The sequence below is a fragment of the Butyricimonas faecalis genome, from assembly GCF_003991565.1.
GTDB classification, from domain to species: domain Bacteria; phylum Bacteroidota; class Bacteroidia; order Bacteroidales; family Marinifilaceae; genus Butyricimonas; species Butyricimonas faecalis.
Map to the genome: position 1 here is coordinate 3,987,425 of NZ_CP032819.1, position 12,666 is coordinate 4,000,090.

Consider the following 12,666-nt stretch of genomic DNA (forward strand, 5'->3'; position numbering starts at 1 on the left):
AATAATACTTGATAGACAGTTCGGTATAGATAACCGGGTAAAAGGAGCATGGGATTAAAAATAAAAAATGACATTAATGAAACAGATAGTAATTGCATTTTTGATAATATTGGGATTGAGTCCGGCGATTTTGGCACAAGAGGGATTTAAAATCACGGGACGATTAGGAGGCTCGTTAGGAGGAAATCTTGTGTTGGTGGGTAGTAGTTCGGAAGGGGCTGTAAAACTGGGAGAAACAACAATGATAGATGGAAACTTCGAGTTCTCTGGTAGTGTGGAGGGAGTGATGCCCGCTTATATATTGACAGAGGAACAGCAACCGATAGCGACGGTTATGTTGGAAAATCTGGAATACACCTTGGTGGCAGGAGAATCTGGGATTGAGGTGTTGGGTGGCGGTGAGTCACAAAAAATCTGGAACGAATTTGAGGTCATTAATCGACATGTGCTAAAAGAAAAAATGAAGATGGAACAGGAGGGACGTGCTGCTTATGCCCAGCAAAACCAGATGAAATTGCAGGCGTTGCAACAACAATTTGCGAAGATTGCCACGGATGCAGAAGCAAAGCAATTAGATCTGTTCAAGAAATACAAGGATTCCTTTGTTTCAGCTTTCATGATTGCTTCAGGAATGCAACAAATGGATTATGTTTCTCTGAAGACTCTCTATGATATGCTGGGAGGAAATGTTCAGGCAAACTTTTACGGACAGTTAATTGCTCGGCAGTTGATGGCTCTCAAACAGATTGAGCCGGGTTCTGTCGGACCCGATTTTCAAGGTGTCACTGCGGCAGGTGAAACGATTACCCTCCACGGAGTGAAGGCAAAAGTGAAACTAGTGGATTTTTGGGCCTCATGGTGTGGCCCCTGTCGTCAGGAGATGCCGAACGTAAGTAAAATCTATAAAAAATATCACGAGTTGGGGTTGGAAATTATTGGTGTGTCGCTTGACAAGAAAGTGGAAGAATGGACCAAAGCTATGAAAGAAGAGAAAATGGAGTGGCTGAATATGATCGACATGGAATCTCGTATTGCAAGGTTGTATTTCGTGCGAGGAATTCCACACACGATCTTATTAGATGAAAATAATCGAATCATAGCCAAAGATCTTCGGGGAAAGCAACTGGAGAAAAAAATTGCAGAGTTATTGAAAAATTAGTGGCGTGGAAATATGGATAGTTATTAAAACCGGGTAGGAGAGTTGCGGAATAATTGAGAAAATAGTAGAACGCTCCTCGTTTACCGGGAGCACAAAATAATTTGTGTATGAAAAAAGTAATATTATTATTGTTATCCGGAATGTTATTGGGCGGGACTTGTTTAGCTCAGAATGGATACACGATTTCCGGGAAAATTCGAGGTATATCGATCTCTAAGGCATTTTTGGTGGCAGCTGACTTCGGAAGTGCGGACACGTTAGCATCAACGGCTGTTGAAGGAGATAAGTTCATGTTCAGCGGGACTGTTCCGGGGGGAGTGCGTGCCGTGAACTTGACTTTTGCCGGGGTAGAAGGACAGGTCCCCTTGTTGTTAGAGAATATAAATTATCAGATTTCTATTACAGCCCAAGGTGCAGCAATCGAGGGAGAAGGGCCGGCGGTGAAACTCTGGAAAGAATTTGAGCGCATCGGTCACGATTATGCCATTGAGAAAAACCGTGCCGAGTTGGAGTATAAAGCATTGGAAGGTCGTGGTAATGCAGCGGAAGTTGAACGTCTGCAAGTCCGTCTTGACAATGCCTATAAACAATCGGAACTTAAAACACAAGAATTGATTAAAGCGAATGCAGATCATTATATATCGGCTTATATCATAGCCTTGAACATGCTTATTGACGATGAGGCCACACTTCGTGCCAAATACGAATTATTGGGTCCGTCGGCTCGTGCTTCTGTCCCCGGTAAGGCTATTGCGGCAATGTTGAATCGTTACGGTAAATTGGTGGAGGGAGAAGTTGCCCCGAATTTTACTTTAATGAAACCGGATGGCAACACGTTTACCCTTCATGGCCTACCTGCCAAGTGGAAAGTGCTACATTTTTGGGCTGCACGACAAGGAAGTTCCCGTCAAGACAACTCGGAACTGGTTAAATTTTATCTGCAATACCGCCCCAAAGGGGTTGAGGTCATTAGTGTTTCCCTTGACGATAACCATGCCATGTGGAAACAAGCTATTGGGCTTGACGGAATGATTTGGACGAATGGTTCCGATCTCAAGGGAATGAATTCCGAAATCACTCGTCTTTACTTGGTTAAGGATATTCCTGCGTATGTTCTGCTGGATGCCGAGAATCGTATCATTGCCCGTGATCTCTCGTTTTCCGATCTTCGTGCGAAAGTGGCAGAGTTGACGAAGAAGAAAAGAAAGAAGTGATAGAGAGCTTTTTTAGGTGCGTGCTAAGGGGGGAGTTACGTCTAATGGCGTAGTCTCCCTCTTTAATTTTAATGGGTGTTCAATATCAGGAGTTATTCTTTTATTAGACTTGTGTTAAGACAATAGTGTTACAAATTATAATCACTAGTGGATCACTTCCGAATATAAAGTTTTTAGTATGCTTATAAATCCCTAATAGAACGCTATTCTATATAGCGTTTTAATAGGGTTCTAATAGCGTTCTAATAGCGTTCTAATAGCGTTCTAATAGCGTTCTAATAGCGTTTTACACGGTAGTGATCCGGATGTGATCATGTATTTATTCTCATTTGGAGTACAAAGCGGACATAATACCGGATATTTTCCCCCCGGTTATCTTTTCTAATTCTTTTCAAGTTCTTGTGTGGTTCTCTTCAGCGTGTAGTTTGAAGTTATTTCCCCATAGCACTCTTGCCTGCATGATCCTGTTTTGAAAAAAAAAGTTTCCCGCCTAACGTCCTGCTCGTCACGCTTTTGTAATTGTTGGCGGAAAAAACTTGAAAAATAATCGCGAGAATATTTGGAAAAAGGGAAATGATTGCCTTATCTTTGCACCCGCTTTCGAGAGAGAGGGCGCGAGGGGGAAGAGGTTAAAACGAGGGGCCGGGAAAAAAGTTTGAAAAAAAGCTTGAAAAAATTTGGAGATTGAAAAACAAGCCTTACCTTTGCAGCCGCTTTCAAGAGGGGGAGCTGGGAGGGACGATCGAGAGCGAGAGAAGATGAAAGAAGAGTTCTTTAAGATATTGAGATGAACAAAACGTAGCGAGCGTGAATCGGAAATCGACGCGAGTCGAGATTCATACACATGACCCTGCCAGAATAAAAATTTCTGTAAAGTAACTTTTACCATGAAGAGTTTGATCCTGGCTCAGGATGAACGCTAGCGACAGGCTTAACACATGCAAGTCGAGGGGCAGCACGGGGTAGCAATACCCCGGTGGCGACCGGCGCACGGGTGAGTAACACGTGTGCAACCAACCCCGTACCGGGAGATAACCCGCGGAAACGTGGACTAACACCCCATAAGACCTTTCCCCCGCATGGGGGGGAGTTTAAAACCCCGGTGGTACGGGACGGGCACGCGCGACATTAGGTAGTTGGCGGGGTAACGGCCCACCAAGCCGACGATGTCTAGGGGTTCTGAGAGGAAGGTCCCCCACACTGGAACTGAGACACGGTCCAGACTCCTACGGGAGGCAGCAGTGAGGAATATTGGTCAATGGGCGAGAGCCTGAACCAGCCAAGTCGCGTGAGGGAAGAATGGTCTATGGCCTGTAAACCTCTTTTGTCAAGGAAGAATAAGCGGCACGAGTGCCACCTTGCCAGTACTTGACGAATAAGCATCGGCTAACTCCGTGCCAGCAGCCGCGGTAATACGGGGGATGCGAGCGTTATCCGGATTTATTGGGTTTAAAGGGCGCGTAGGCGGGACGGCAAGTCAGCGGTAAAAGACTGCAGCTAAACTGTAGCACGCCGTTGAAACTGTCGACCTGGAGACGAGACGAGGGAGGCGGAACAAGTGAAGTAGCGGTGAAATGCATAGATATCACTTGGAACCCCGATAGCGAAGGCAGCTTCCCAGGCTCGATCTGACGCTGATGCGCGAGAGCGTGGGTAGCGAACAGGATTAGATACCCTGGTAGTCCACGCCGTAAACGATGCTCACTGGATCTTGGCGATACACGGCCAGGGTTCAAGCGAAAGTATTAAGTGAGCCACCTGGGGAGTACGTCGGCAACGATGAAACTCAAAGGAATTGACGGGGGCCCGCACAAGCGGAGGAACATGTGGTTTAATTCGATGATACGCGAGGAACCTTACCCGGGTTTAAATGCAGGTTGCATGAGGTGGAAACACCTCTTCCCCTCGGGGCCACCTGCAAGGTGCTGCATGGTTGTCGTCAGCTCGTGCCGTGAGGTGTCGGGTTAAGTCCCATAACGAGCGCAACCCCTATCGCCAGTTGCCATCGGTTTCGGCCGGGCACTCTGTCGAGACTGCCACCGTAAGGTGCGAGGAAGGCGGGGATGACGTCAAATCAGCACGGCCCTTACACCCGGGGCGACACACGTGTTACAATGGCCGGTACAGAGGGCAGCCACGGGGCGACCCGGAGCGAATCTCTAAAGCCGGTCGTAGTTCGGACTGGAGTCTGCAACCCGACTCCACGAAGTTGGATTCGCTAGTAATCGCGCATCAGCCATGGCGCGGTGAATACGTTCCCGGGCCTTGTACACACCGCCCGTCAAGCCATGGAAGCCGGGAGTACCTGAAGATCGTGACCGCGAGGAACGGGCTAGGGTAATACCGGTAACTGGGGCTAAGTCGTAACAAGGTAGCCGTACCGGAAGGTGCGGCTGGAACACCTCCTTTCTGGAGCTGGAGTCATGCGGCTCGCTACAGCAAGTTCATCATCAACGGGATTCCCTCGAGGGATCTTCACGACGAGGCTCGTTGCCCCGGTCCCGACATCATGAATTTAGAATTTAAAATTTAGAATCTAGTCAATCTAGAATCTAGAATCTTTAAATCTGGAATTCGAGAAGTTCTTTGACATGCTGGAACGTTAACGGATCATTTGATCCGCGAAGTATAAGAATGTAGTAGAATAACACAGAGCCGCCGTCGTCGGGAGACGACGGCAAAGGTGAAATGATTAAAGACACACGACGCTAACGAACGTGAACGATCAAGGGCGCGCGGTGGATGCCTAGGCTCTCGGAGGCGATGAAGGACGCGATAAGCCGCGATAGGCCACGGCGAGGTGCAAGTAACCCTTGACCCGTGGATTTCCGAATGGGGCAACCCGGCCGTCTAGATGACGGTCATCCAGCAATGGAGGCGAACGCGGGGAACTGAAACATCTCATTACCCGCAGGAGAAGAAAACAACAGTGATTCCCCCAGTAGTGGCGAGCGAACGGGGAAGAGCCCAAACCGGTGCCGTTTCGGCGACACCGGGGTCATGGGACCGCGCCATTCGACGATGGACGAAGTGCAATTACCTGGAAAGGTAAGCCGCGGAGGGTGATAGCCCCGTGCACGACAGCCCCATCGAAGATAGCGGAATCCCGAGTAGGGCGGGACACGAGAAATCCTGCCTGAATTCGCCAGGACCCCCTGGCAAGGCTAAATACTCCCGAGAGACCGATAGTGAACCAGTACCGCGAGGGAAAGGTGAAAAGTACCCCGAGCAGGGGGGTGAAATAGACCCTGAACCCGCGCGCCTACAAGCGGTCGGAGCCATGAAATATGGTGACGGCGTGCCTTTTGCATAATGAGCCTACGAGTTAGTCGTCACCAGCGAGGTTAAGGGCTTCAGGCCCGTTAGCCGAAGTGAAAGCGAGCCTTAACAGGGCGACGAGTTGGTGGCGCTAGACGCGAAACCTTGTGATCTACCCACGAGCAGGTTGAAGTCGCGGTAACGCGTGATGGAGGACCGAACCGGTAAACGTTGAAAAGTTTTCGGATGACTCGCGGGTAGGGGTGAAAGGCCAATCAAACTGGGAAATAGCTCGTACTCTCCGAAATGCATTTCGGTGCAGCCTGTGATGTTCTGTTCCAGAGGTAGAGCTACTGGTTGGACGCGAGGGCTTCACCGCCTATCAAATCCGGATAAACTCCGAATGCTGGAACACGAAATCATGGAGTGAGCCCGCGGGTGCTAAGGTCCGCGGACGAGAGGGAAAGAACCCGGACCACCGGCTAAGGTCCCGGATGGACAGTTAAGTTGATCAAACGAGGTGGGATCGCGGAGACAGCTAGGATGTTGGCTTGGAAGCAGCCATTCATTTAAAGAGTGCGTAACAGCTCACTAGTCGAGCGATCCCGCGTGGATAATACACGGGCATCAAACTGTCAACCGAAGCCGTGGGGTCAGTGTTGAACTGACCGGTAGGAGAGCATTCCTGCCAGCGTTGAAGGTCACCCGCGAGAGTGACTGGAGCGGCATGAAAAGCAAATGTAGGCATAAGTAACGATAATGGGGGCGAGAACCCCCCACGCCGCAAGACCAAGGATTCCCCGGCAATGTCAATCAGCCGGGGGTCAGCCGGCCTCTAAGGCTAACCCGAAGGGGGACGCCGACGAGAAACGGGTTAACATTCCCGTGCTTCTCGTCACCGTGACGCGGTGACGGGGTGATGAATGGACCGCGCGCTGACGGAATAGCGCGTTGAAGACCGTACCCTTTGACGGTGGTAGTCAAGCACGCCACCGGAGGCGAAAGTCGATAGTACCTCGAGGCCTCGGCCGAGGGGATAGCGTCCAGGCAATTTACCCCCGAGAAAACCCGCTAAACTTCAAGTGACGAGGAACCGTACTGTAAACGGACACACGTGGTCGGGTAGAACATACCAAGGCGCTCGAGTGATTCATGGTCAAGGAACTAGGCAAAATAGTCCTGTAACCTCGGGAAAAAGGACGCTCTAGTGATAGAGCCGCAGAGTAATGGCCCAGGCGACTGTTTACCAAAAACACATGGCTATGCCAAATCGAAAGATGACGTATATGGCCTGACACCTGCCCGGTGCCGGAAGGTTAAGAGGAGAGCTCAGGGGTGACCCGAAGGTTCAAATTGAAGCCCCGGTAAACGGCGGCCGTAACTATAACGGTCCTAAGGTAGCGAAATTCCTTGTCGGGTAAGTTCCGACCTGCACGAATGGTGTAACGATCTGGGCACTGTCTCGACCATGAGCTCGGTGAAATTGTAGTTCCGGTGAAGATGCCGGGTACCCGCGACGGGACGGAAAGACCCCGTGAACCTTTACTGCAGCTTCGCGTTGTTCCCGGGCACGGGACGTGTAGGATAGGTCGGAGGCAATGAAGCGGTTTCGCCAGGAATCGTGGAGCCATCGTTGAAATACGACCCTTCTCTTGTCTGGGATCTAACCCATGTGATGGGGACACCGCGTGGTGGGTAGTTTGACTGGGGTGGTCGCCTCCAAAAGCGTAACGGAGGCTTCCAAAGGTACCCTCGGGTTGGTTGGTAATCAACCTTGGAGTGCAATGGCACAAGGGTGCTTGACCGGGAGACTTACAAGTCGATCGGGTGCGAAAGCAGGGCATAGTGATCCGGTGATCCCGCGTGGAAGGGTCATCGCTCAAAGGATAAAAGGTACTCCGGGGATAACAGGCTGATCGCCCCCAAGAGCTCATATCGACGGGGCGGTTTGGCACCTCGATGTCGGCTCGTCACATCCTGGGGCTGGAGAAGGTCCCAAGGGTTCGGCTGTTCGCCGATTAAAGTGGCACGCGAGCTGGGTTCAGAACGTCGTGAGACAGTTCGGTCCCTATCTGTCGTGGGCGTTGGAGATTCGAGAGGTCCTGACTCTAGTACGAGAGGACCGGGTTGGACGCGCCGCTAGTGAACCTGTTATGACGCCAGTCGTACGGCAGGGTAGCCACGCGCGGACGGGATAAGCGCTGAAAGCATCTAAGCGCGAAGCCTGCCTCGAGATGAGATCTCCTTGCAGGGTCGTCGTAGACGACGACGTCGATAGGCCACAGGTGTAAAGCCGGTGACGGCAAAGCCGAGTGGTACTAATCACCCGAAAGTTGACGTTCGGCGGGTGAGATGATCCGGTTAACGTTCCCGGCGATTGTCAAGCGGCAATCGCGAGAAAAGCATGAATAAACGATCTTCAAGGGTATTTGTCACGCCGGCCGGAGGGCCGCGAGAAGTGACGGGAATCTGGAAGGTGTTTTTGGGTGACGAGAGGTCATTTCAAATTCCACGTTCTAAATTCTAAACTTATTAAAAGGTATCTATAGCTACGGTGATCCACCTCTTCCCATCCCGAACAGAGAAGTTAAGCCCGTTAGCGCCGATGGTACTGCCCCCGGGTGGGAGAGTAGGTCGATGCCGAATTTAGGGAGAGCGAGTCAACACGACTCGCTCTTTTTTTATTTCCTCGTTTTCAACTTTCAATTGTTCGACGAACCTGTAACCTGCCGATTGTAACTTGCTGAAGGCAATTTTTTTCATTACCTTTGTATATATGAGAATTCGGACAAATATAATATCGATAGGATTAATCTTGTTAGCTTTATTCATCGCCGCTATTTACTTGATCGGAAAAAAGATTAGTGATGTAGGAAATGATATGAATAATGCTAATGCGCGGGAGGCATGTCGATACCGAGCTGAATCTGTTGCTTATGAATTTAAGAAAACGGAAGAGTTACAACGTTTAGCAAGAGAGTTTTTTGGTATGAGCGAATCTTATCAAGAGGGGGATTTGTTTTCGCTTTTGAAGACGATGCAACAACTGGATCCCAAATTAAGCAGAACGTGGTTTTTTAGGGGGACGAATGATTCGCTGCGTTTATTGGAACGGAATAGTACTGAATTTCGAAAAATGAAACTTTCCGGGGTAGAGTTGAAATATATGTATATGCTGTTGGATTCGCATGGGGATCATCATTTTAGCGGAACTTATCACGAGAATGGGAGAACTTACTGGACTACGATTGAGGCGATTGAACCGACGGTAGCCCGGCGGGCTTTGTTTGGATTTGATATATCATTAACGGATTTGCATTCGTATTTTGCGGAAGCAACAGGAAAAGTTTCAAGTTACGTGTTTATTTTGAATGAGCAGGGAATATTACTTTCGCATCCTGATGAAAATTTATTGGGGACTTCACCTTTCCAAAAAGAGGAGTTGGATTCTATCAAGGAAGTATTGAAAAGTCAGAATGAATTGGAAATCATGGTTCATTCTAGTTTTTTGTCCTCACAGGTATTTCGTGTTTACTACCCTTTGTTTGTCGGGAATGAAAAGTGGGTGATTGCCGTTAACGTACCGCAGTATGGGAACCGGGAGATATTAGATGAATTTCATCGTTACACGGCAATGATTGCCTTGATAACGGTTATTATATTCGCGATTTTATTACTTTTTGCCCAGTATAAATGGCGTAAAGAATACCGTTTGCGTCGCAGGCTGGAACAGGAATCGATGGAATTACATTTGCAGCAGTTGAAAAATCAGATTAACCCTCACTTTTTGTTTAATTCACTGAATTCGTTAAGCGTGTTAATCGGTTCGAATTCGGCATTGGCAAGGGAATTCGTACTGAAGTTGTCAAAAGTGTATCGCTATTTGCTGGAGACAAGAAACGAAAGTTTATCCACGGTGAAGGAAGAGATGGAGTTTACCCGGCAATATTATTTCTTGCAGAAGATCCGTTTTGGAGAGCAGTTGGATTTGTCGATAGATGTGAGACCGGATTGTTGGGAAATGAAGATCCCTTCGGTCAGTTTGCAGATGTTGGTAGAGAACGCTATAAAACATAACCAGGTGACTTTACAAAATCCCTTGCGTATTAAAATTTATGATCGGGATGGATGTTTAATTGTGGAGAATAATTACCAACCTCGTGCTGAATCGAGTGAAGAGTCCATGGGCGTGGGTTTCGAACGTATTCAGGCGATTTATGACTTCTATTCGGATGAAAAATTCGTATGTGGTTGTCAAAATGGATGTTATGTTTGTCAATTACCTCTTTTGAGAAATCATTTATGACAAAAAATCGATGATTCACTCCTTTTTTTCGGGGTTTCACTCCCCTTTTATTTTTATTGATTGAAATCTGTCTTATCATTGTAAGGAATCAGTTAACCAGATAGATTTAATGAATAAAAGAAGTATGGTAAGAATAAAAACATTCATTTCAGGCGCGATAGTCCTTGTTGCCCTATCCTTATTGTCAGAACCGGGATATTCCCTGGAAAGACGAAAGAAAAAACAAGCCAAAGATACAACGGAAGTGTCCAAGCCGGATGCTTACGGGGATTTGGTGAAGAAAGCCAAGATTACGGAAGGCGTGGTAAAGGTTTTAACGATTGGGAATGATTACTATTTCGAGGTGGCTGATTCTTTGATGGGACGTGATCTTCTAATCGTTAATAAAGTGTCGGGAGTACCTTACGAGTTAAATGATGCCGGTTTGAACAGGGGAATGGAGTCTAATGATAAGCTGGTGCGTTTTTATAAAGATAAATCAATGGGTAAGGTATGGGTGACGACTTACAATGGGAAAGTGAGTGTACCCGAGGGAGATGCGATCAGTGAATCGGTGAAAGCCAATTATCGCGAGTCCGTGATCGAGTATTTCCCGATCGAGGCTTACGGGAAGGATTCGACTTCCGTGGTCATCAAGGTAAACAAAATTTTCGACGGAAGTGAGAAAAGTTTTAATGATATATACAATGAGATTGCTTTAGGAGGTTCGGTAAAGAAGGACTTGTCCAAAATAGTAGGCATGAAGGTTTTTCCGCAGAATGTGGTGGTGAAGGCGTTGATGACAACGCAGGTGGTTGATGGCGGTGTAGCGGTGCCTCTCACGGTTGAAACAACAACGAATCTGGTGTTGTTGTCCAAGGTGCCGATGAAGCCGCGTTTTGCCGATCCTCGTGTTGGTTTTTTTGCTACGGAACATATTTATTTTACGGATGAACAGCAACAAGTGGAAAAACGGGAATTTGTTCATCGTTGGAGATTGGAACCGAGACCGGAAGATGTAGAGAAATACAAAAGGGGTGAGGTCGTGGAACCTGTTAAACCGATCGTGTTTTATATAGATCCTTCAACCCCGAAACAATGGAGAGAAGAGATCAAAGCGGGAGTTCGGGATTGGCAGACCGCGTTCGAGGCGGCAGGTTTTAAAAATGCTGTTATCGCGAAGGATGCGCCGGAAGATGATGAAGATTTCGATATCGATGACATTCGTTATTCTGTGATCACCTATGCGGCATCCCAGCAAGCTAACGCTATGGGCCCCTCTGTGGTAGATCCCCGTTCAGGAGAGATTATCGAGGCTGATGTGGTTTGGTGGCATAACGTGATGTCATTGTTACATACTTGGATGCGCGTGCAGACTGCACCGATAGATCCGAGAGCCCGTGCAAATAAACTGAGTGACGAGCACATGGCAAGTGCTATTCGTTTTGTTTCTTCTCACGAGGTGGGACATACTTTCGGGTTGAAACATAACATGGGAGCCTCTCATGCTTTCCCCGTGGATTCTTTGAGATCCCCGAGCTTTACGGCAAAAATGGGAGGAACGGCAAGTTCTATCATGGATTACGCGCGCTTTAATTATGTAGCGCAACCGGAAGACGGGGTAGAGGAAATTACACCTAAAATTGGTACGTACGACAAGTTTGCGATCAACTGGGCTTATCGTTGGTTAGACACGAAAACGCCGCAAGAGGAGTTACCGATATTGAATGAATGGATTCAAGAGCATGAAGGAGATCCGATGTATTGGTATGGCGAGCAGCAAGACCCGAAGGATCCGATCGATCCTCGCTCTCAGGATGAAGACCTTGGAGATGACATCGTGAAAGCCAATCGTTACGGGATTATGAATCTGAAACGGATTGTTCCGAATATTGTTGCTTGGACAGAGGAAGACGGGACGTCTTTCGCGGAGGCGGGAAAGCTGTTGATGGCCGTAATTAATCAGTGGAAGATGTATGCCGGACATGTTACGGCTAACGTGGGAGGTATTTATATTAATAACCCGGTGAAGGGAAGCCCGGAGGATCGGTATATCCCGGTGCCGAAAGAGATTCAGAAGGAGAGCGTGAAGTATTTGATTGAAGAGGTGTTTATCGTTCCGGAATGGTTGTTCGGTGCAGAGGTATGGAAGAAGAGTTACCCGATTCAGATGGGCGTGGAGTATTCTCCTTACACGGTTGCTCGGGAGTTGCAATATGCTACTTTCTATAATCTGTTGAAGGACGAGCGGTTGTTGCGTATGTTTGACACGGAGGCGACTTTAGGTCGGGCAAAGAGTTACACGCCGGAAGAGATGTTCGCGGATATTCATAACGTGATATTTGCCGGAAGCAAGGCGGGACGTAACTTATCTATTTACGAGCGGATGACACAAAAGAATTTTGTCGATGCGATTATCGTTAGCTCGAATAGGGCTGTCGAGAAGACGACCAAGAAAGCTTTGCATCATTCCAATACCTGTTGTTTTGCTTCTAAAGCCCCTGAATTTGCGATTGAACCTAGAGAAGAGGTTCAGTTGAGAACCTTACATTTCTCTGCGATGGGTAGAGTTTCCGAGGCGGTATCGGTGAAGAGAGGCGAATTGTTGAAAATTTTGAAATTAGCAGAAAGTAAACGTAATACGGGTAGTGTAGAAACTCGTAATCATTACGAGGATTTGATAATCCGGGTGAAAGAGGCGTTGAACATGAGATGATTTATAACCTTATAACATACAAATTAAATAAGTT

Annotated in this window: 4 protein-coding genes and 3 rRNA genes; all 7 read left to right on the top strand. The window is 47.9% G+C overall.

The annotated features are described in order from the left end of the window. Positions 1 to 76: 76 nt before the first annotated feature. Positions 77 to 1,159: a TlpA disulfide reductase family protein gene (locus D8S85_RS17160; protein ID WP_106481525.1), complete on the top strand. Its 1,083-nt coding sequence runs from the start codon at positions 77 to 79 to the stop codon at positions 1,157 to 1,159. Positions 1,160 to 1,266: 107 nt separating this feature from the next. Further along, positions 1,267 to 2,373, top strand: a complete 1,107-nt coding sequence (locus D8S85_RS17165; RefSeq protein WP_106481526.1) for a TlpA disulfide reductase family protein — start codon at positions 1,267 to 1,269, stop codon at positions 2,371 to 2,373. Between the two features lie 884 nt (positions 2,374 to 3,257). Further along, positions 3,258 to 4,782, top strand: a 16S ribosomal RNA gene (locus tag D8S85_RS17170). Between the two features lie 306 nt (positions 4,783 to 5,088). Then, a 23S ribosomal RNA gene (locus D8S85_RS17175) occupies positions 5,089 to 7,973 on the top strand. 193 nt (positions 7,974 to 8,166) lie between these two features. Next, positions 8,167 to 8,277, top strand: a 5S ribosomal RNA gene (gene rrf / locus D8S85_RS17180). Together the 16S, 23S and 5S rRNA genes form the textbook arrangement of a ribosomal RNA operon. Before the next feature lie 130 nt (positions 8,278 to 8,407). Continuing rightward, positions 8,408 to 9,937, top strand: coding sequence for a histidine kinase (locus tag D8S85_RS17185; RefSeq protein WP_106481527.1), 1,530 nt, complete (start codon positions 8,408 to 8,410; stop codon positions 9,935 to 9,937). A 124-nt stretch (positions 9,938 to 10,061) separates the two neighbouring features. Continuing rightward, a complete protein-coding gene (locus D8S85_RS17190) occupies positions 10,062 to 12,632 on the top strand; it encodes a zinc-dependent metalloprotease (protein WP_106481528.1) in 2,571 nt (856 codons plus the stop codon). Positions 12,633 to 12,666 lie beyond the last annotated feature (34 nt).